At 40.9% G+C, this 21,855-nt stretch carries 18 protein-coding genes; 11 read left to right on the forward strand and 7 right to left on the reverse strand.

Annotation, left to right across the window (positions count from 1 at the left end):
* The 3 genes from ACY3FQ_RS02430 to ACY3FQ_RS02440 all read left to right on the forward strand — a co-directional run.
* A partial coding sequence (locus tag ACY3FQ_RS02430; protein ID WP_489773576.1) for a DUF6036 family nucleotidyltransferase occupies window positions 1-300 on the forward strand: 300 nt, incomplete at its 5' end.
* A gap of 26 nt (window positions 301-326) precedes the next feature.
* Complete coding sequence (locus tag ACY3FQ_RS02435) at window positions 327-701, forward strand: hypothetical protein (RefSeq protein WP_212749327.1); 375 nt, start codon at window positions 327-329, stop codon at window positions 699-701.
* Between the two features lie 259 nt (window positions 702-960).
* Window positions 961-1,377, forward strand: coding sequence for a hypothetical protein (locus ACY3FQ_RS02440; RefSeq protein ID WP_489773577.1), 417 nt, complete (start codon window positions 961-963; stop codon window positions 1,375-1,377).
* 24 nt (window positions 1,378-1,401) lie between these two features.
* Here ACY3FQ_RS02440 and ACY3FQ_RS02445 read toward each other — a convergent pair whose 3' ends face one another.
* From ACY3FQ_RS02445 to ACY3FQ_RS02475, 7 genes are all read right to left on the reverse strand, one after another.
* Complete coding sequence (locus ACY3FQ_RS02445) at window positions 1,402-2,811, reverse strand: efflux transporter outer membrane subunit (RefSeq protein WP_489773578.1); 1,410 nt, start codon at window positions 2,809-2,811, stop codon at window positions 1,402-1,404.
* A gap of 9 nt (window positions 2,812-2,820) precedes the next feature.
* Complete coding sequence (locus ACY3FQ_RS02450) at window positions 2,821-4,812, reverse strand: MacB family efflux pump subunit (RefSeq protein ID WP_058870313.1); 1,992 nt, start codon at window positions 4,810-4,812, stop codon at window positions 2,821-2,823.
* A gap of 2 nt (window positions 4,813-4,814) precedes the next feature.
* Complete coding sequence (locus ACY3FQ_RS02455; RefSeq protein ID WP_078388512.1) at window positions 4,815-6,149, reverse strand: MacA family efflux pump subunit; 1,335 nt, start codon at window positions 6,147-6,149, stop codon at window positions 4,815-4,817.
* Window positions 6,150-6,264: 115 nt separating this feature from the next.
* Complete coding sequence (gene holA, locus ACY3FQ_RS02460; RefSeq protein ID WP_348959749.1) at window positions 6,265-7,254, reverse strand: DNA polymerase III subunit delta; 990 nt, start codon at window positions 7,252-7,254, stop codon at window positions 6,265-6,267.
* Between the two features lie 9 nt (window positions 7,255-7,263).
* A complete protein-coding gene (locus ACY3FQ_RS02465; protein ID WP_234304483.1) occupies window positions 7,264-7,773 on the reverse strand; it encodes an LPS-assembly lipoprotein LptE in 510 nt (169 codons plus the stop codon).
* A 247-nt stretch (window positions 7,774-8,020) separates the two neighbouring features.
* Window positions 8,021-10,642, reverse strand: a complete 2,622-nt coding sequence (gene leuS, locus ACY3FQ_RS02470) for a leucine--tRNA ligase (protein WP_489773579.1) — start codon at window positions 10,640-10,642, stop codon at window positions 8,021-8,023.
* A 134-nt stretch (window positions 10,643-10,776) separates the two neighbouring features.
* Window positions 10,777-11,145: a DUF4124 domain-containing protein gene (locus ACY3FQ_RS02475; RefSeq protein ID WP_078388509.1), complete on the reverse strand. Its 369-nt coding sequence runs from the start codon at window positions 11,143-11,145 to the stop codon at window positions 10,777-10,779.
* 769 nt (window positions 11,146-11,914) lie between these two features.
* On the opposite strand from ACY3FQ_RS02475, the gene ACY3FQ_RS02480 reads away from it, so the two are divergent.
* The 8 genes from ACY3FQ_RS02480 (at window position 11,915) to ACY3FQ_RS02515 (ending at window position 21,733) form a co-directional block, all read left to right on the forward strand.
* Window positions 11,915-13,642 (forward strand): acetolactate synthase 3 large subunit, encoded by a 1,728-nt coding sequence (locus ACY3FQ_RS02480; RefSeq protein WP_489773580.1) that lies wholly within the window; start codon window positions 11,915-11,917, stop codon window positions 13,640-13,642.
* Complete coding sequence (ilvN, locus tag ACY3FQ_RS02485; protein WP_004697653.1) at window positions 13,639-14,130, forward strand: acetolactate synthase small subunit; 492 nt, start codon at window positions 13,639-13,641, stop codon at window positions 14,128-14,130. The genes ACY3FQ_RS02480 and ilvN overlap by 4 nt, the downstream gene beginning before the upstream one ends.
* A gap of 105 nt (window positions 14,131-14,235) precedes the next feature.
* Window positions 14,236-15,252, forward strand: coding sequence for a ketol-acid reductoisomerase (gene ilvC / locus ACY3FQ_RS02490; protein ID WP_004983494.1), 1,017 nt, complete (start codon window positions 14,236-14,238; stop codon window positions 15,250-15,252).
* Window positions 15,253-16,268: 1,016 nt separating this feature from the next.
* Window positions 16,269-16,781 (forward strand): hypothetical protein, encoded by a 513-nt coding sequence (locus tag ACY3FQ_RS02495; protein WP_348959753.1) that lies wholly within the window; start codon window positions 16,269-16,271, stop codon window positions 16,779-16,781.
* Between the two features lie 72 nt (window positions 16,782-16,853).
* A complete protein-coding gene (locus tag ACY3FQ_RS02500) occupies window positions 16,854-17,558 on the forward strand; it encodes a fimbrial biogenesis chaperone (RefSeq protein ID WP_005401710.1) in 705 nt (234 codons plus the stop codon).
* A gap of 20 nt (window positions 17,559-17,578) precedes the next feature.
* Window positions 17,579-19,882, forward strand: a complete 2,304-nt coding sequence (locus ACY3FQ_RS02505) for a fimbria/pilus outer membrane usher protein (protein WP_489773581.1) — start codon at window positions 17,579-17,581, stop codon at window positions 19,880-19,882.
* 13 nt (window positions 19,883-19,895) lie between these two features.
* The gene (locus ACY3FQ_RS02510; RefSeq protein ID WP_004983505.1) at window positions 19,896-20,312 is read left to right on the forward strand and encodes a hypothetical protein; all 417 of its coding nucleotides are present in this window, start codon (window positions 19,896-19,898) and stop codon (window positions 20,310-20,312) included.
* Between the two features lie 140 nt (window positions 20,313-20,452).
* Complete coding sequence (locus tag ACY3FQ_RS02515) at window positions 20,453-21,733, forward strand: glycosyltransferase family 4 protein (protein ID WP_279690378.1); 1,281 nt, start codon at window positions 20,453-20,455, stop codon at window positions 21,731-21,733.
* Window positions 21,734-21,855: the final 122 nt, after the last annotated feature.

The raw sequence follows: 21,855 nt of genomic DNA on the forward strand, positions 1-21,855 counted from the left end.
ATAAATTTTAATATTGGTTTGCCATCCTTAGGTCCTGATTACAAAGAAAATGCTATACCTTTAGTAAGTGAGGACAGTGTATTACATATATTCTTAGTGAGTGCGGTTGATATTGCTGTATCTAAGCTATCTAGATTGGCGGAAGATGATTTAAAAGATATTATTTCACTTTATAAAGCAGAACGTTTTAGTTTAGAAGACTTTCAACGTGTAGCAAGAGATGCTGTGTATTACAGTCCTACGCCTGATAGTTTGCAAAAGAACGTAGACTATGCTATAAGATGCATAGAGGAAGTATGATTATTAATCATCGTAGGTTTGTAACAATGAAACGTACACAAGAAGTTTTTGATAGATTGGTCAGTAGTGAGTTCAGTTTAGTATCTTTTGAAGATGTCAAGACTGTTGCTTTAGCTATGTGGCATGAAAATTTCGTACCTCAAGTGAAACATTTATCTGAATTCTCTGCAAAAGCTGCTGGTTATATAGTAGATAAATTAATGCGCTTTAATTGTGTTTCTCAAGAGCTTAAAGCAAAACTACGAAATGTACTGACAGAACTTAAAGCGAAGTTTAGTTTCACACCAGTTAAAGTCAAAAATTGTGATAAGTTGGCTCAAAACTGGGGGTTAGCAGAAGACCTGAAACAACAAGTTCGAGAACTTCTCGAATATCAAACGAGACACTATAAACATACTTAAGCAATAAATTAAAGCACCTTATGAGGTGCTTTTTTATTTATGCATATATAACTGCGACTATACAACAATTTATAGCTAAAAATTTTAATGTGATACTCAATTTAATAATTAACTATATTTATAAACATATCGAAAAATATACCTAATCATTTGTCATCTAATATTTTATATGCTAATAAATCCTAGTTTTTGTTGAATTAAAATTCTAAAGATAAAGTCAATAAGCATATAATTTTGAGCTTTCGGGGTAGGTTAAAGCTTGAAAAAAATAACTGTTGTTTTTGGATTAGTCACTCTTCTTTCACTTCAAGGTTGTGCCGCGGTGATGGCGAGTAACCAGCCGCATAAAAAGAATTTGACAGTTTTAGAGGTTGGAAAACACCGTAATTATGTGATTTCTGAATTGGGTGCGCCAGTCACCTCAGAAACCGTTAATGGAGAGCGTAAAGAGATTTATACTTTCCAACAGGGCTACTCAAAAGCAGCCAGAATCAGTCGTACGTTATGGCACACGACTGCGGATATTGCCTCGATTGGTCTAAGGGAAGTGATTGGCTCTCCAGCTGAGATGTATTTCGATGGTCAGCAACTTTCGTATGAAGTTGTTTTTGATGATCAAGACAATATTAAACGTATTCACCAGATCCAGAATAATCCAGATCTGGTGAAAGAATAACAGAGCAAAACCATAGCGCGAGGACTATTGTTTTACTAGTTCTTTTACAGGACTTCCACCCAAGGCTTGCATCAACGTCACATAAGCGTTGTATTGGCTTTGTTTGGTATTGACCAAAGTTAAGCGCGCAGTGCGCGTGGTTTCTTGTTGATCCAACAAGGTTTTTAAAGCCACAGCACCATAGCGATAACGCACTTGGGTCAAGCGTTCCACTTTTTCAGCAAGTTCCAAATTTCGCTGTTGCAATTGTACTTGTTGACTGAGTTCAGTACGTGCAGACAATGCATTTTCCACATCGGCAAAGGCTTGGTACAAGGTTTGACGATATTGCACGATGGCTTTTTCATAGTCCAATTGACTAATCGCAAGGTCACGTTTCATGTCGTTATATTGCAAGAACGGCAGACTTAAACTTGCGCCTAAGGTTAGGGCTGGGTTCTTCAGCAGTTGGGTGAGTGAGGTACTGCTTGAACCAAGATTTCCAGTCAAGCTGATCGAAGGATAATAGCTCGCCGTGGTGGCATCTTTGGTCGCTAAACTCTCACGTAAACGTAGCTCAGCCGCTTTTAAGTCTGGACGGCGCGACAAAATGTCGGCAGGTAAGCCCGCAGCAATACTTGGCAAAGCTAAGCGTGGTAAACGCTGTGGTTCATCAATACTTAACTGCTGCACAGGCATATGTAGTAACACGGCAATTGTGGTACGGGTCTCGACCAAGCTTTGTTGAATTTGACTCAGACTAGCTTTTTGACTTTGTACTGACTGTTCAGCTTGAGTTAAGTCCAGTCCTGATACAGCCCCAGCTTGATACTGAACTTTAACCAAGTCATACAGTTTTTGTGAGGTCGCAAGGCTTTGCTCAGCAGTTGTATGGCTTTCATTATAATAGGCCAACTGCCAATATAACTTCGCCGTGGTGCCAATTAAGCTTTGTGCGGTCGCTTGCAAATCTTGCTCAGTTGCCAGTGCTTCCCATCTCTTTGCTTCAGTTTGGCGGGCCAATTTACCAAATAAATCGACTTCATAACTTAAGCCAGCACCCAAAGACAGACCACTTGAGCTGTCATTGCCTGAGTTCAAGTCAAACTGATGCCCTGTTGACACCGTAGAGTTCACTCTTGGCTTTTGCTGATTCTCAGCCAGTTCTGCTTGTAAGCGCGCTTGTTTTAAGGTCATCCCTGCAACGGCTAAATCGGCATTTTTTGTGAGCACAGCATCGACCAGTTGATTGAGTTGTGCATCGCCAAATAACGTCCACCATTGATCGGCATACAGGGCTTGTTGGCTTTGTTGTGATGTTACTTTGACATATTGAAACTGAGATGGCGTTTGTACTGCTGGTGTTTGATAAGGTGTTTTAACCACAGCTGCACAGCCAACCAAAGTGCTGCCAAGCAGCATCGCGGTACAAAGGCGCGTTAATAAAAAAGGCATATTTTTTCCTTATTCTCTGGCAAGTGCTGCAACAGGGTCGAGTTTGGCTGCATTTTTTGCAGGCAAGAAACCAAACACCACACCAATTAAAGTCGAGCATACAAATGCGGCGATAATAGACGTGGTTGAGTAAGCAACCCCGAAATTGCCCCCAGCAAATTTTTGAATGATTTGTCCTAGACCCAGCGAGAGCAACACGCCTAAAACCCCACCAATCAGGCAGACTAAAATGGCTTCAATCAGGAACTGCTGCAGAATATCACTTTGACGCGCACCCACTGCCATCCGAACGCCAATTTCTTGCGTCCGTTCGGTGACTGAGACCAACATAATATTCATTACACCGATACCGCCCACCACCAAAGAAATCACGGCAATTGCAGAAACCAATAGGGTCATGGTACTGGTGGTCTTTTCAATGGTTTGGCGAATACTGTCGCTGTTCATGGTGAACACATCTTGTTGACCATGACGCAAGGTGAGTAAGTTCACAATTGCATTTTCAGCCGCACTGGTGGAGTACTTATCATTGATTTGCACTACGATATTGCGCACATTACTTTGACCGAGCATACGACTCATGACCGTGGTGTAGGGCATATATACATTCAAAGTATCATCGGAACCCATAGCGCTGGTTTGTGGTTCGACTACACCAATAATTCGCGCAGGAACACTGCCTAAAAGTACGACCTGCCCAATCGGACTGCTACCATCACTAAAAAACTGTTTTTGTGTATTGGTGTCAATGACCACGTCTTGGGTGCGGTCACGGACGCTCCGCTGGTCAAAGGTTTGTCCATTTTTGAAGGTCAGGCCTTTCACTGTGAAATAATCGCCACCGACACCATTAATGGTGGCATTGGCTTCACTTTGTTGATAGCGAATGGTTTTAGATGAACTCACCATGGGACTGACTGCACTCACATATGGTTGGGTGGCGAGCGCTTCAGCATCCGCAGGAACAAGGGTTTTAAAATTGGCAGTTTTGGAGTTGTCACCAAAACCGCGACCTTGAAACACCGTAATGGTGTTGGTACCTAAGCTACTGATATTACTTAAAATCTGCTGTTGTGAACCATTTCCTAAAGCCACCACTGTCACGACGGAGGCAATCCCGATAATAATGCCGAGCATGGTCAAAAAGGTTCGCATGCGGTGTGCATTCATGGACAAAAGTGCCATACGAAAGGCTTCACCTAAACGGTCGAGTAGGGAACGCCATGCAGAGACACTTTTATTTTTTTCTTGCTGGGCAGAAATCGCAGTTTCTGCATCAGGGTCGCTGTGTAGTTCAGTGTCATGCTCAGGTTGATTGACACGGTCTGCAATGATTTGCCCATCGCTGATCTCGATAATCCGCGAGGCATTTTTCGCCACTTGCATATCGTGGGTGACCAAAATAATAGTATGGCCTGCGGCATTCAGCTCACGCAAAATCCGCATCACTTCCACGCCACTATGTGAGTCTAGGGCACCTGTCGGTTCGTCAGCAAGAATGACATCACCGCCATTCATCAACGCACGTGCAATGGAGACACGTTGTTGCTGCCCCCCTGAGAGTTGACTTGGTCGGTTTTGAGTTTTATTGCCCAGTCCCAATTCTGTCAGTAAAGCAGTGGCACGTTGTTTACGCGCATACGGTGTTGCCCCTGCATAAACCGCAGGGACTTCAACATTACCTTCTGCGGTTAAGTCACCTAAAAGGTGGTAACGCTGGAAAATAAAACCAAAATACTCACGACGTAATTCAGCCAATTGGTCCGGTTCGAGTTTACCGGTTTCACGACCATTGACCTGATAACTTCCTGAGGTTGGGCGGTCGAGACAGCCTAAAATATTCATCAGGGTCGATTTACCTGAACCTGACTGGCCGACAATGGCAACCAATTCACCTTCGTAAATGGTCAGATCAATGCCTTTGAGAATTTGGACAGTACTTTCGCCAGCTGGAAACTCTCGCACCAAATTACTGACTTCAAGCAAGGCTTTTTTGGTCATGCTTACATTCCCATTGGTGGACTGTTACGACGGCGGTTGCTGCTATTGGCAGAAGCCGCAGAGTTCTCCGAACTGTCTGCAATCACCACTTGATCGCCTTCTTTTAAGCCTGCAAGCACTTGTGCATTGACGCGGTTATTGATACCCACCAAAATTTGTTTGGGTTGAGCTGAGCCATCCGCTTGTAAGACACGGACTACGCTCAGCGTAGCTTTACCTTCTTTGACCAATTGTTGTTGCGCTGCATTTAAATTCAGACGTTCAAGTCGCGGACCTTGAGGTCGGTCTGAGTCCGATTTGCTTTGTGTCGATGACGCTGCTTGCGTATTTGAACCGCTGTTACGCTTTGCATTTGCAGGACGAGTGGAAATTGCAGAAGAAGGGACTAATAACGCATTTTTTGCAGAATCGAGCACGATATAGACTTGTGCAGTCATATCAATACGTAGCTTGCCATCATGGTTGGGTACATCAAATAGAGCATTGTAGTAAATTGCGGTGCTGGTTGATGTGCTGGTGGTACTTTCATCGGTAATCGAGTCTGGCGCGGGCTCAACTTGACGTAAGCTAGCATAACGCTTGCTGTCATCACCTAAAGTGGTGAAATACACCTGTTGGCCTTTTTCAACTTTCATGATGTCCGCTTCACTGACCTGCGCCTTAATGGTCATGTTTTGCAATTTTGCAATTTTAACAATAGTCGGCGCACTTTGATTGGCGTTTACAGTTTGACCTTCCTCAGTCACGATCGCCACCACAGTACCATCAGTAGGTGCCACAATGCGGGTATAACCGATATTGGTTTGTGCGGTCGACTTGGTTACTTTTGCAGATTCAATCTGTGCATCAATGGCTTTAATCTGTGCTTGTGCTGTTTTATAGCTGGCCTCAGCCGATTCTAATTCTGCTTTTGATGTAGCATCTTGTGCATACATTTGTTGTTGACGCTTATATGCCAGTTGCGCCTCATTAAGACTGGCTTCTTGTTGTAGACGCTGCGCTTGCAAATTTTTAATATTGGCTTCTGCTGTTTTAAAGCTGTTTTCTTGGGTGGTTGAATCAATCTGTGCAATCAATTGACCTTGTTTAACTTCATCGCCCAGTTGCACATACATTTTCTGTACTTGACCTGAGACCTGTGCGCCGACACTCACCAGTTTGGTTGCATCTAAAGTACCTGTCGCCAATACCGTATTTTCAAGATCACCACGAGTGACAGATTCGCTAATATATTGTGGTTGTTCTTGTTTTGGTTTGAAGTATGTCCACGCGACATAAGCAAGTACGGCAACACACAGTACCGCGATAACCATTTTGACAGCTTTTATTTTTTGCATTGGAATCAGGGAGTAAACAGAATTGCAGATAGTATAAAAGCGAAATACGGATAAATCGTGAATTTTTTGAACAAATAGAAATGATTATTATTTTTAAAAGACTCGTTGCGGTAATTTAAGCGGGAAAGAGTGACTTTCCACACAGCGTTGCAATGGCTTGCATCACGACATGTTCAGCATTTTCATGCCCTAAACCTTTGATCGAAGCATCAATACGAAGCAGGAGACTGGGCCACGTTAAAAAGCACTGCGGATTCAGTCGACGTAAGGCGTGTTGATAGACGCTGACTTTATTCTTCCAAATCCCGAGTTGTAGTGCATTTTGCGGTTGCTCAAACAGTTGCATGAGTAAACGCATTTCTTTACTGATACTCCACAAAATCAGACTGAGGGGTTCACCTGAGGCAATCAGGTATTGGTAAATTTTAATGGATTGCGCCAGATTGCCTTCGAGTAGAGCATCACTCAAATCGAAAGTACTATAACGGGACTGGTCTTGTAAGCAGGCATGTAAATGATCAATCTGAATCAGCTCAACCTCAGCAAAGGTGTCGCTGACACGCATTAAGCTATTTTTAGCTGCGAGTAAGTTGTGTTCATGGTGTTGTTCTAACCATTGCCATGCATCCTGACTCAGTTTAACCCCAAGCTTATCTGCTTCAATGCTTAAAATCTGCTGACGGTCACGCGGATAATTCGCGGTCAGGGCAACATGCACTCCATTGGCTTCAACCGTTTGGAAAAAGCCCGTTTTTAGGCTGGCGCTGTCCTGTTTTGGCATCACCACCAAAAGCAAGTTCTGTTCATTGTTTTGGATATAGCTTTTTAGCAACTTTAAAGCGTTAGCATCGGGCTTAATATTGCCATGAACTTCAATGGCAAGCTGACTTGAAAATAAGGACAAACTATTGAGTGCATTAAAGACATTTTTCCAGTCATTGACATTGTTGATGTCATGCCGTTGTCGCTCAATCTCTTGCTTTTGCCAACTTGCTCGAAAGGCATCCAGTAAATTTTGCTCAAGCAATGGTTCTTGACCTTGCATAATCCACACGCCGCGAGCTTCATCGACACGTTTTAAGGCTTGCAAATAGTCAAGTTTCATTGTTAAACCTTACTGCTGTGCTGGTGGTAGGCGGTTCGATGAAATCTGACGCACAATTTGCTGCGCGACATCATCCACGATGACTTGATTCAAATAGTTTTTCTCTTGGTCATCGGTATTGACGGTTTCAACGTTGTATTGATAACTACGCGTTGCAACTACGGTCCGTGGTTCAGTGATTGGACGGCCTTGTGCGTCTTCGATACGGAAAGTGACATTGAGGCGTAATAATACTTCAATCAGTTTGCCGTTCAGCTCTAAACGCTGTGGTTTATAGTCTAGCACGCGAAGCACATAGGCATCTGATCCAGTGCTCAGCTGTACACCCGACGCACCTAAATAAATGGCCAATTTTTCATGCAGTTCATCGGTGTTCTTCGGAAGCACCAAATTCATTTTTGAATAAGCAATCGGTGTTGCGCTTGGATTGGTGCCTTTTAAATGAAAGCCACACCCGACCAAGCCAGCACTTAGGCCACAAGTTAAAACAATAGCTGCCAAACGTTTGCCTAAATGCATGTGTTGTCCTCTGTTTGCTCTTTTTGATAAAAGAAAAATAATATGTCGTGATTGTATGTGCAAAGCCCGTTGACTGGCAACGGGCTTTGTTTGGGTTTTGTTTATCATTTTCAGTTCCTTCTCCCTTAGGGAGAAGGTTAGGATGAGGGGAGTTTACCTCTCCCTAGCCCTCACTTGCAGAATTGTTTAAAGCAGTGCTTAAACAATTCTTCAGGAGAGGGAACTTAAGAAGGCGTTTTAAAGCTTTTTAAACCACCAAATTCACTAATTTATTTGGCACCACAATTTCTTTCTTGGTTGGACCTGTCAAGAATTGTTGAACTTCTGGTAATGCTTTAGCCAGTGCAAGCAATTCATCTTTCGATGTATCGACAGACACTTCTAATTTGCCACGCAGTTTACCATTCACTTGAACAACAATCGTTTGCGTATTACGTGTGAGTGCAGATTCGTCTACAGTCGGGAAAAACACGCTGGTTAAGTCCAGTCCAAATTCAGCCAATAAAGTCTGGCTTAAATGTGGTGCAAATGGCGCAAGTAAAGTTAAAAGCGTCGTAATCGATTCACGAGCAACCGCAACATCATTATCATTTTTCGCTTCAAACTTATTGTTCGCATTTAACAGTTCCATCATTGCTGCAATAGCCGTGTTAAAGGCATGGCGGCGTTCGATGTCATCACCCACTTTTTGAATGGTTTCATGCGTTTTACGACGTAAGTCTTGTGCTTCTGTAGACAGTTGAGCAGTATCAATTGCAAATGCTGCATTGCCTTTTTCAAGGAAGCTGGCAACCAAACGCCATACACGTTTCAAGAAACGGTTTGCGCCTTCCACACCTGCATCAGACCATTCAAGGGATTGATCTGGTGGCGCTGCAAACATCATGAATACACGTGCTGTATCTGCACCGTACTGATCAATAATGGCTTGTGGGTCGATACCGTTATTTTTCGATTTCGACATTTTCTCTTGGCCGCCAACAATCACGTCTTGACCATCGCCTTGGTATTTCGCAGACAGAATACGCCCTTTTTCATCACGTTCGAGGTCGATATCCGCGGGGTTAAACCAAGTTTTCTTGCCTGATTCAGCTTCACGGTAATAAGTGTCTGCCAAAACCATACCTTGAGTTAACAGGTTGGTAAATGGTTCATTGCCTTGTACTACGCCTTCATCACGCATCAATTTGTGGAAGAAGCGTGCATAAAGTAAGTGTAGAATCGCGTGCTCAACACCACCGATGTATTGATTTACTGGAAGCCATGTTTGGGCAGCTTCAGGTTTAACTAAACCACCAGTAAAATCAGGAGATGCATAACGTGCATAGTACCAAGATGACTCTACAAAGGTATCTAAAGTATCGGTTTCACGACGTGCGTCGCCGCCACAGCTTGGGCAAGACGTTTGATAAAACTCAGGCATCTTGTTCAATGGGTTACCCGAGCCATCAGGTACGACATCAGTTGGTAAGACCACTGGGAGTTGCTCTTCAGGTACAGGAACCTGACCACATTTTTCACAGTTGATCATTGGAATTGGACAGCCCCAATAACGCTGACGCGATACGCCCCAGTCACGTAAACGGAACTGGACTTTGGTGCTTGCAAGAGTTGTTGGTTCTAATTTTGCAAGGAACGCATCATAAGCAGCTTGAAAGTCTAAACCGTTAAATTCAGCAGAATTGACCAATTTACCCTCTTTAGAGCCGTACCATTCTTGCCATTGTGCAGCATCAAAGTCTGCATCGTCTGCACCTTGAGCATCAATCACTTGTTTAATGGTTAAGCCGTATTTATTGGCAAATTCAAAATCACGTTCGTCGTGTGCAGGTACAGCCATCACTGCGCCAGAGCCATAAGACATCAACACGTAGTTGGCAATCCAAACAGGAATGTCTTCGCCAGTAACAGGATGCTTCACAGACAGACCTGTTGCCATGCCTTTCTTTTCAGCAGTGGCAAGGTCAGCTTCAGCCACAGAACCCATACGGCATTCTTCAATAAATGCTTTAAGTTCAGCATTATTTTCCGCAGCTTTCAGTGCCATTGGATGTTCTGCTGCAACTGCAACATAAGTCACACCCATTAAGGTGTCAGCACGTGTGGTGAATACAGTAAGGCCGTCTGCGTAAATTTCAGGATTCGCTGAAGGGAAGGTGATATCCATTCCTTGTGAGCGACCAATCCAGTTACGTTGCATGGTCAAGACTTGTTGTGGCCAACCATCTTTTAAGGTATCTAAATCGTCTAATAATTCTTGCGCATAGTCGGTAATGCGGAAGTAATACATTGGAATATCACGTTTTTCAACCAATGCACCTGAACGCCAGCCACGACCATTTTCAACTTGTTCATTGGCAAGTACAGTCTGATCCACAGGATCCCAATTTACGGTAGATAACTTACGGTAAATAAGGCCTTTTTTATAAAGCTGTACGAACAACCACTGTTCCCAGCGGTAGTATTCAGGGGTACACGTTGCAAATTCACGATCCCAATCGACTGATAGACCCAATTTTTTTAATTGGTCACGCATATATGCGATGTTTTCAAAGGTCCATTTTGCAGGTGCAACTTGGTGTGCAATTGCAGCGTTTTCAGCAGGTAAACCAAAAGCATCCCAACCCATCGGTTGCAGGACGGTTTCCCCTTTGAGCCGATGGAAACGGCTGATGACATCACCAATGGTGTAGTTACGTACATGACCCATATGCAGTTTGCCACTTGGATAAGGGAACATCGAGAGGATATAACGACGTGGACCTTCTACAGAGTCGGCAACTTTAAAGGCTTTACGAGCTTCCCAGTCTTGTTGGACGGTAGGTTCAATCGCGCTCGCTTGATATTCAGGGTCAATGTGAGTAGTCATATACGTATGTAGAACAATGGTTAAAAAGTTTGTTGCACAGCATAGCGCAAAATGCACCTAAAAGTGAATTTTGCGCTATGTTTTGTGCAGGAAATTAAACAAGCTGAAAATAAATCTGGAACCGTACGGAATGATTAAACCGCAGGGCGGACTTGTTGGCCTTGTTCAAGTGCTTCATTCGCTTCACGTCGTTGATTTTCTAAATCAACTGCTGGTGCTGCTGGCGCAGCACTCGGTACAGCATTGAGGGGAGCTGGTACGGTATTCGGCATATTGGCAGGTGGAGGTGCTTCCGATGACGCAGCTTGTGGCGAATTTTTCCAACCATAGGTATCGACTTTGCCTTTTTTCTTTGCTGTTTTGGGTGGAGGTGTCGTGGTGTAATGTGTCGAGCCTTGGCTATCAACCCACTTATAATACGTCTTGGCAAAGCTTTGTGTACTTCCCATTGCAAGCCCCATCCCCACCAAACATGCTGTCATTCTTGCAAACTGAATACTCATCTACCATTGTCCTTTTTATATCCGTAATCATTGGATTTTATCGGGTTTATCGTTGTCGTTATTTTATGCCAATTTTAGAGCAATAAGCAGTGTTTGATGCATTTTTTCATCTGTGTTTTTGAAATATTTTGCAGGTCAAATCCTCAGTTTAATGCGTGAAATATGCGTTATGGCACAGTATGAAAATAAGAAGGTTATGCTAAAACCTGATGAACAAATGCTGATCTATATTTAAAACTGAAAAAATCTGAGATAGATGTTGGATTTAAATTTAAGTGAATATCTTATTAAACTTATTTATAGGTTTTATTATGTTTTTTTATTAATAAATTCAGTGAAATAGAAATCTATTTGTTTTTGCACTAAAAAACCGAGAAAAAGCGACTCAGTTTTCTTTGTTCGCGATGAATAAAAAACAAACGCTCTGTAAATAAACAAAAAAAAGCTAATTTTTAAACTTGACTTTAGTCACGAAACTCCTAAAAATGCTGTCTTTAGTTTTATATGCCTTTACTCGATCACCCTTCGATAAAGTGTCATTTCATGCAATGGACACGCTTTCTAGCCGAGACCGTGAACAAAGTAAAAAAATGTGTTTATCCCAACATGTTTTAGATCTCATATTGCTCAAACAGCATACAGATCAGAATTTTTTCCTATTGCTATGAAAACTAAGAAATATGTGTGCTATAACAGTGCAGACAATCAATGAATGAAACACTGCTGGTGCCTTCCACCATTGCAGTGATAAAGATTAGGGTGAATCACGTTGGAACTTTTATCTGGTGGTGAAATGCTCGTTCGCGCATTGGCGGACGAAGGCGTTGAACATGTATTTGGATATCCAGGCGGCGCAGTTTTACATATCTACGACGCGTTCTTTCAACAAGACAAAATCAATCATTACCTCGTGCGCCATGAACAAGCTGCCGGTCATATGGCAGATGCTTACTCACGCGTAACCGGTAAGACGGGTGTGGTCCTCGTGACTTCAGGTCCGGGTGCAACCAATACTGTGACGCCAATTGCAACGGCTTATATGGACTCAATCCCAATGGTGATTTTGTCTGGTCAGGTTGCGTCACATTTAATTGGTGAAGATGCATTCCAAGAAACAGATATGGTCGGTATTTCTCGTCCGATCGTAAAACATAGTTTCCAAGTGCGCCATGCCAGCGAAATTCCTTCGATTATTAAGAAGGCATTTTATATTGCAGCCTCTGGTCGTCCGGGTCCAGTTGTGGTCGATATTCCAAAAGATGCAACCAATCCTGCTGAGAAATTTGCTTACGAATACCCAGAAAAAGTGAAGATGCGTTCGTATCAACCGCCGCATCGTGGTCACTCAGGTCAAATTCGTAAAGCGATTGAAGAGCTGATTCATGCTAAACGTCCTGTGATTTATACTGGCGGTGGTGTGGTACAAGGCAATGCTTCTGCACAATTGACTGAACTGGCACATATTTTGGGCTTCCCAGTCACCAATACTTTGATGGGGCTTGGAGCATTTCCGGGCAATGATCCACAGTTTATTGGTATGTTGGGTATGCATGGTACGTATGAAGCCAATATGACCATGCACAATGCTGATGTGATTTTGTGTATCGGTGCGCGTTTCGATGACCGTGTAACTAATAATCCAGCAAAATTCTGTCCAAATGCCAAAGTGATTCATATTGATATCGACCCTGCGACGATTTCAAAAACCATCATGGCGCATATCCCGATCGTGGGTGCGGTAGAACCTGTCCTTCAAGAAATGTTGACACAGTTGAAACAAATGAATGTGTCTAAACCAAATCCTAAAGATATCGCTGCTTGGTGGGCGCAAATCAATGAATGGCGTAAAGTTCATGGCATGCGATATGAGTCTGGTGCAAACGGCGTAATGAAACCACAACAAGTGGTGGAAGCGTTGGATAAAATCACCAATGGTGATGCGATCATTACTTCTGACGTAGGTCAGCATCAAATGTTTGGTGCGAACTATTACAAGTATAAACGTCCACGCCAATGGATTAACTCAGGTGGCCTAGGCACCATGGGTGTGGGCTTACCTTACGCGATGGCTGCGAAATTGGCTTTTCCAGACCAACAAGTAGTATGTATCACGGGTGAAGCATCGATTCAGATGTGTATCCAAGAGCTTTCGACGTGTAAGCAATATGGCCTAAACGTAAAAATCCTCTGCTTGAATAACCAAGCTTTAGGGATGGTGAAGCAGTGGCAAGATATGAACTATGAAGGACGTCATTCAAGTTCTTATGTAGATTCATTGCCTGACTTCCCTAAATTAATGGAAGCATATGGTCATGTTGGCATCCAAATTGACCATGCGGATGAGCTAGAGTCAAAGCTTGCTGAAGCAATGGCGATCAACGATAAATGCGTATTTATTAATGTGATGGTTGACCGTACAGAGCATGTTTATCCAATGCTTATTGCAGGTCAGTCAATGCAAGATATGTGGTTAGGTAAAGGGGAGCGCACGTCATGAGACACATTATCTCTGTACTTGTAGAAAACGAAGCTGGTGCGCTTTCTCGTTTGGTGGGTTTGTTTTCTCAACGTGGTTATAACATTGAGACTTTAAATGTTGCACCAACCGAAGATCCGACCTTATCTCGTTTGACATTAACGACTTATGGCGATGACCATAAAATTGAACAAATCACCAAACAGCTCAACAAATTGGTTGAAGTGGTGAAAGTGGTTGACCTGTCTGAAGGTGCGCACATTGAGCGTGAGTTGATGTTGATTAAAGTCAAATCACTTGGCTCGGCACGTGCTGAAATTAAACGAACTGCGGACATTTTCCGTGCGCAAATTGTTGATGTCACCCCAACGACTTACACCATTCAAATCGCGGGTACGACTGAAAAAATTGATGGTTTTATTGATGCGTTAGCAGAAAACACCATCCTAGAAGTTGTACGCTCAGGTGTTTCAGGCATCGCGCGTGGCGAAAAAGTTTTAACCATTTAATTAATTAACACGATTCAACCTCCTTTTGAGAAAGAGGAGGATTTCATCAAACAATAAACCCCTTGATGGAATTACAGAATACCAAGCATTTTAGCGGAGACAGCAATGCAAATTTTTTACGATAAAGACTGCGACTTATCTATCATCCAATCTAAGAAAGTAGCGATCATTGGTTACGGTTCACAAGGTCACGCACACGCGCTTAACCTTAAAGATTCTGGTGTAGACGTAACTGTAGGTCTACGTGCTGGTTCTACTTCTTGGAAAAAAGCTGAAAATTCAGGTCTTAAAGTTGCTGAAGTTCCTGCTGCTGTAGCACAAGCTGACGTAGTCATGATCTTGACTCCAGATGAATTTCAATCACAACTTTACCGTGACGTGATTGAGCCAAACATCAAAGAAGGCGCGACTTTAGCATTTGCTCATGGTTTCTCTGTTCTTTACAACCAAGTAGTTCCACGTGCTGATCTTGACGTAATCATGGTTGCACCAAAAGCACCAGGCCATACTGTACGTTCTGAATACCAACGTGGTTCAGGCGTTCCTGACTTAATCGCGATTCATCAAGATGCGTCTGGTAATGCACGTAACCTAGCACTTTCTTATGCTTCAGGCGTAGGTGGTGGTCGTACAGGTATTATCGAGACTTCTTTCCGTGAAGAAACTGAAACTGATTTATTTGGTGAGCAAGCAGTTCTTTGTGGTGGTGCAGTAGAACTTGTGAAAATGGGCTTCGAAACTTTGGTTGAAGCAGGTTATGCGCCTGAAATGGCTTACTTCGAATGCTTACACGAACTTAAGTTAATCGTTGACTTAATGTTTGAAGGTGGTATCGCGGATATGAACTATTCAGTGTCAAACAACGCTGAATATGGTGAGTACGTAACTGGCGTTGAAGTAATCAACGAACAGTCTCGTGAAGCGATGCGCAATGCACTTAAACGTATTCAATCTGGTGAATACGCGAAGATGTTTATTAACGAAGGTGCGTTGAACTACCCATCAATGACTGCTCGTCGTCGTCAAAACGCAGCGCATGGCATTGAAGTAACAGGTGGTAAGTTACGTGCGATGATGCCTTGGATTCAAGCAAACAAGATCGTAGATAAAGAGAAGAACTAAGGTTACGTTACGTGCCTTTAAAAATGGGAAAGCAATGCTTTCCCTTTTTTTTTCGTACTTTAGATTCAAGCGAACAAGATTGTAGATAAGGAGAAGAACTAAGGTTCTGATCTAGCTGATTTTAAGTACTAAAACCCTGCTTCGGTAGGGTTTTTTTATTGATCTACTATCATGTTTTATATGGGGCAAAGCTATTAACTAAAAAGATGTGAGTATAAATAGGGCCATGATATGGCTATCGGTACACAGCTATAAGTTGATCTTACCCGTGTTCAAAATCGTTATATGGTGTCAACGAGAATTCCATTTCAGTGCTAGATATATGGGTAGCATATATCGTCAAAAAACTATTGGATTAATAACGTATCTATGGGCTTTATTGCAATAAATGAAACTCTCAAAAAAGTGTACCTATCATTACGTTTGGGTTTTTAGTGTGAGTTTTTGATTTCTAAAATAGTGGGTCATGTAAATTTAAGGCTTGATTATGTGATTTTAGTCATATTGTTCAATCACTGAAATTGGGTAAATAGCATGTGAATAAACTTTAAATTTTAGCGAGATGATCGACCTAAATTGAATAATTAGTAGAAATGTAAAGTAAAAAAAAGATGAAAAATGGATTTTTTAGCGGGTTAAGAAATTATTCACCCAAATATGTAATTAAATGTAAATTTGAAATGTTAAAAATTTCTAAGATAAAACAGAGATCTACTTAAAATATAAAAAAACACTAAAATTGTGCATCACTGAAAGTGGTGTAACTATTTTTAGGGATTTATTAAATTAATTAATAAATAAAATGACAATAAAAACAATATATTAATTTTACTTTGTTGAGATTTTAAAGTTAGGTCTCTATTTGAGTGAAAAAGGCTGCATAGATGGTTTTTTATACAGAACAACTAGAATAAAAACACGCTTAAGAAAAGCTTGGTAGCCAAACAAGGTCCAGTTTAATTAAGGGTGATCATAACAATTAATCAGTTTTAAAAGAAAAATCTCGGAGAGTCGCTATGAATAAATTACTACAAGCATCGCTAGTTGCAACGCTAATGAGTGCAGGTTCTACAGCCCTTTATGCAGAGGGTGATACAGCATCACGCCCTAGTTATAACTGGGGGAACTGTACTTCTATAGGTTGTGAAAAAGATATTCCTATTAAATTGGAAATTCCTAAAAAATGTGAAGTACTCGGTGGTAGTGCCATTACGCTGAATAAAAATGGTGGAACACAAAGTTCAAATTACACTGTACGTAGTAATACGCACTATACACTTAACATTCAAACAGCGAACACAGGTACAAGTGTAAGTACTTATGTTAAACATGAGGACGATGGCAGTGTTCGTGTACCAACAACAATTGTTACAAATAAAACAGGTGGCGGTGTAATTCCATTCGGTAATTCAAATCATAATGGTCTAGCTGACGATCAATATTCTGTTTCGGTAACTAATGCAGCAGTTGGTGCATTCCAACGTGCGGGTACATATAACGATACTTATAAAATTAAAGTTTACTACTAATTTAGTTAAACTAAGCCTAACTTGATTACAGTATCAGGTTAGGTTTTTTAAAATTATAATAAGGGGTGTAATATGAAAAGAATAATATCAATTTTGGTGTTTTCGATGCTGTATATGTCGGGAACACATGCCGGTGTTTCAGTTGACCCAGTCCAAATGTATATTCAAAATCCCGCAAAGCAAAGAACAACAACATTAACCCTAGAATCTAAAGACGAGACAGAAAAGCGAATTTTTGAAGTTAAAGCATTTAAGTGGACTCAAAAAGACAATGGTGAAAATGTGCTTGAGCCTGACAATAGTTTAATTATTAACCCTAAGAATTTTATTTTACAAGCCAATGGCAAGCAAACCATTCGTATCGGTTTTAATCGTCCGGTAGAGTCGGTTTTAGAAGGGCAACAAGAAGGGACATGGCGTGTGATTGTTGATGAAATTCCACAGGCTGTAAAAGAATCTTCAGTAAATTTTCTGGTTAGCTTTAATTTACCCCTCTTTGTTGGTAAGCAAGAAGATGTTAAACTAAATTTCAACGTTGAAAATAATAAGCTGATTGTTAAAAATAATGCAAAATCGCATATTCAAATCGCAAATTTGAAAATTGTAGATGCAAATAAAAAAGAAGTTTTTAAAACGGAAACCATGAATTATTTGCTTGCAAATAAAAGCGCGTCCTATGATTTAAACAATATACGAATATCAAATCCTAAAAATTATTATGTTCAATTGTTTACTGATAAGAATGATAAAATGGTGGAGCTCAAATTCTCTGATTAGTTTGGGGTGGGGAGTTTACGATGAATACGAAAATAAGAATACTTATCGCTATTCATATTTTTTTTGCACTAAATGTGAATGCCAGTGAGGGTATGCTGGAAGAAAATATTGCGAACCTTTGGATTAATGATCTAGATCATCATACAGATGTCGCCTTATTAAAGCAGGGCGATCAATATTATCTTGAATGTCAGGTACTGACAGAACGTCAAATTTCAACTGCGCAATTAAAAACCTTAGTTTCGCGACCAGAATTCTGCTTGGTGTCATCAAGTAGTGTTCAGTCAACTTTTGATGATTCATCGCAATCCATTAAGCTCACGATTCCAACAGAACTTTTTGAAACGGACTTTAATGCATTAAACAATAGCATCATTCCTGAAAAGGCCAGTTTTGGTGGTTTCATAAATTATGATTTTCTTTATGCAACTAGTAATTCTAATAAATCTTATAGTGGACTGATGGAGTTAGGGATTTTCAAAGATTATTGGATCATGAAAAACTCGATGTTGTATCAGAATACCCCCACAGATGAGCGAGTGGTTCGCTTAAGTAGTAGTGTCGATTTTGAATTTCCTAAACATATGACCCGCTTAACGGTAGGGGATACTACAACTACATATAACCCTTTGATTAATTCTTTACGTTTTGCAGGTTTAAATTGGGGGACGAATTACACTGAAAGACCGAATTTTGTGTACTGGAATATGCCAAGTTTACAAGGGAGTGCACGCGTTCCTTCTACTGTTGATTTATATATAAATGGCGTAAATATTTATAATCAAAAGGTGAGCCCAGGTGATTATAACTTACTGATGGGGGCACAAATCCAACAAGCTGGTAATGCGCAAATTGTAGTTGAGGATGTACTCGGGAATCGAAGTGTACAAAGCTTTCCTATTATGGTGACCAATAGACTATTACGATCTGGTTTGAATGAATATAGTGTTGCAGCAGGTAAACTTCGTTATAACTATAATGTGGATAGTAGCGATTATAGGGACTTCTTTGTGAATACTTATTTTCGCAGGGGTATGTCAAACTCAACAACGTTAGGAAGCAATTTATCTTACAGTAAAGATATACAAAATATAGGGTTCATGTGGACACAAGCGATTAGTAATATTTTTGTTCTCGATAGTGTCGTCCTTGCTTCTCATGATGATGAAAACCAATTTAATTATTCCTATGGGTTATCCGCAAGTAAAGACTTTGGTCGATTTTCAATGGGGGCGAGTTCAAAATATACAGAAAAAGATTTTAAATTTTTAGGAGATGAGTTAGGTGCCAATTCTAACTATCCGAAGTTTGAAAATCTTGCATATTTTGGTATGAGTAATGTGCCGTATTTACATAATCTAAATATTAACTATGCAGAACAAAAATACTATGAAAATCCTGAGTTTCCTAATAGTAACCAAAAGGTAATAAATGTTGGGTTTAATCGGAATTTTGGTCGTCGAATTTCATTTGGTTTAAGCTATTTCAACTCTTTTGGTGACAGGAAAGACTCAGGCGGCATTCTTTCACTTAGCTACAGTTTTGATAATAAGTCCGTTTACTTTAGTCAATCAGCTGACCAAAATACAAATCTCCAGTTGGTGAAATATGATTCCAATCAAGTCGGTTTCGATTATTCTCTTGGAGTAAACCGTCGTAGTGAAGATACGATGTTTAACTTTAATGGTGTTGTTAAAACAGATGTAGGAGATTTAGATTTCTATCATGTGCAAGGTCGTGAAGATCGTGAATCACAGTTAAATTATCGAGGAGCAGTTGTTTGGTTGGGTAATAAAATCAGTTTTACTAAAATGGTTGATAACGCATTTACTCTAGTCAAAGTAGGGGATTATCAAGATATTGATATTTTAAGATCGCTGACCTATGTTGATAAAACCAATAAAAAGGGGTATGCCTTTATTCATGATGTTATTCCTTATGTTAAATACGACATTGCATTTGATCAAAATCAACTACCTATCGAAGATAAAATACAGTATTCAAGCAAACAATTAACAGCTTTAAATCAACGCGGTTATATCATCAATTTCCCAGTATTCCATGCGAAACAAGTCACTGCTAAACCAGTAGACAGTAACAATCGGTCTTTTGCTGCTGGTTCAGAGCTTTATATTGATAATAATGGTGAAGGAGAGGTTTATCCGATTTCTACTGATGGTAGCGTAACGCTTTATGGTTTGATTCCGGGAACATATAAGATACAAATTAAAACTAAAGAAGCACGCAGTTGTTCGGCAGAACTTACAATTACAGATACTAAGAATGATGACAACTCATCAGTACTGGATCTTCAGTGTAAATAAATGGAGTAGAGCCATGAAACTGAACATTATTATACTGCTGTTTTGTGTGGCGGCTACCCCAATAGCTTATGCAAAACAGTGTCAAATTGAGCGTTTAACTTCAAGCCAGTTGAATCTAAGTTCATCGTATCTTAGTCAAGCTGCAACTTCTTTCTCAGTGGCTTGTGATAGTAATTACGCGATTAAATTCAATTCGCGTAATTTAACTAATGCAACAGGGAGTAGTTATTTAGTCAATGAGAAAAACTATAAATTGAGAACTCAAATGAATATTTCAGGAGCAAGTGCATCACGTTGGAATAGCCCTATTGCTCAACCAGCAACTGAGCAAAATAAGTTTGTAGTCTTGGTGCAATTGATGGAGCGCCCAACTGCCTTAACCCCAGCAGGTGTGTATAAAGATAGCTTGTATATTAATTTGATGTTTTAAATTTTAGGTCTTTAAACTATTAATATGTAAAAAGATACCTACTAATCATAGGTATCTTTTTATTTGATTGCATTCATTATCATCAAACTGTCAAAAAGTTTAACTAAACTTGGAGGAAAATAAGAAAAGTTTGGAATAACATGATCGGTTCAATGACAACAAAATTATTCAAACAGCACAATTTCCCAGAACCTCTGCGGTTTTATCTCAAGCAACAACATCAGCATAATATTCAGCAAGAACTCTCTATCCTTCAAGAAACCCTCAAGCCCAAGTTAAAAATAACCATCGTGACGGAAACATGGTCACCAGAAATCAATGGTGTGGCGAACTCTTTATTACAATTGTGTAAAGGTTTACAAAAACTGGGGCATCGCATTCAGCTCATCCGCCCAATCCAAAAAACCATATGTACCGACTTTCAGGCAGAGCAGGAGTGTTTGGTCTGGGCAAAGAGCATTCCTAAATATGCCGACATGCAATTTGGTATGCCACAGTATGTGAAAGTCAGCAAAGCGATTGAGCGCTTCGCACCAGATGTGGTCCATATTGTGACGGAAGGTCCTCTAGGGCTGACTGCACTGTATGCGGCTCAAGCACATCAAATTCCAGTATCAAGTGGCTTTCATTCAACTTTTCATGATTTTAGCCGCTTCTTTGATTTGGCTTTGCTGGTCAAACCGATTGAAAGTTATCTTCGCTGGTTTCATAACCATACGGTACTCACCTGTGTGCCGAGTCAAACCACATTAAATCAACTTAAGGCCTTTGGTGTGACTTGCCCCTTGGTTGAGGTTGGGCGAGGGGTGGATACAACTCGCTTCCATCCAGAGCATCGCTCAGAACAATTGCGTCAGTGCTGGCAAGCAGATGCAAATACTTCTGTATTGCTATATGTGGGACGTTTATCTCCAGAAAAAGAAGTCGACGTGCTCATTCAGAGTTATTTGAATATCAAGAAGCAGCAATCGCGCAAGTTGAAAATGGTGATTGTGGGGGATGGGCCAGATCGTAAGCGCTTAACCGAGATAGCAAATGGCTCAGATGTTATTTTTACGGGAAGCTTAACAGGGCAGTCACTCGCCCAAGTTTACGCCAGTGCAGATGCTTTTGTTTTTGCAAGTCAAATAGAGACTTTTGGTAATGTGGTACTTGAAGCCATGGCCAGCGGCTTGCCTGTGGTGGCCTATAACTATGCCAGTCCGCAGCGTTATATCAAGCAAGGTATAACAGGGTGGTTGAGTCCTTTTGGACAAGTGGCACATTTTATGCAGACTATTATTCAACTGCCAGAGCAAAAGGTGCTTAGATGTATGGGAACTCAAGCACGCCAAGATATTGAAAGTGTAGGCTGGCAGTATCCTGTGAAACAGTTTGAGCAAGCCTTATATCATGTGGCCAATATTAAGGCAGCACTTTAGCCAATAGCTGTTTTAAAAGTGTCAGTGATAAAGACGAGTTGGGTAATTTTGATGGGTTTTAACTTAAATCATCAAACTGTCAAAAACACCCTTTAACATGAGCTTAACGAGAAGCGATTTTG

This window comes from Acinetobacter sp. AB03 (assembly GCF_058107045.1).